The following is a 233-nucleotide window of genomic DNA, read 5'->3' as shown; positions in this document are numbered from 1 at the left end:
GGGGCGCTGACCCCCGCTTCCTCCGCGATGTCCTTGAGCGTGATGTCGCGGGAGGGGCGCGTCGCAAACGCCTTCCCCGCAGCCTCGATGATCAGCTTCCGGGTCTCGTCGGAAGTCCGGCGACGCGTCTCGGGCTCACCCCGGTGCGATGCCTCCGTGCTGCGCACGGGCACATCGCCCGCCTCCCCGACAACGCTCGTCCGAGCGTCAGCTCGTCGGCGAACTCGAGATAG

General features: G+C 70.0%; 1 pseudogene. It reads right to left on the bottom strand.

The features are described 5' to 3' along the window. Positions 1 to 173, bottom strand: a pseudogene (locus NVV99_RS27225) (TetR/AcrR family transcriptional regulator); the annotation flags it as partial. Positions 174 to 233: the final 60 nt, after the last annotated feature.

Source organism: Rhodococcus sp. PAE-6, assembly GCF_025290685.1.
Classification (GTDB): domain Bacteria; phylum Actinomycetota; class Actinomycetes; order Mycobacteriales; family Mycobacteriaceae; genus Rhodococcus; species Rhodococcus pyridinivorans.
The sequence above is the reverse complement of the archived record's forward strand: the minus strand, read 5'-3'. Positions and strand labels throughout refer to the sequence as shown.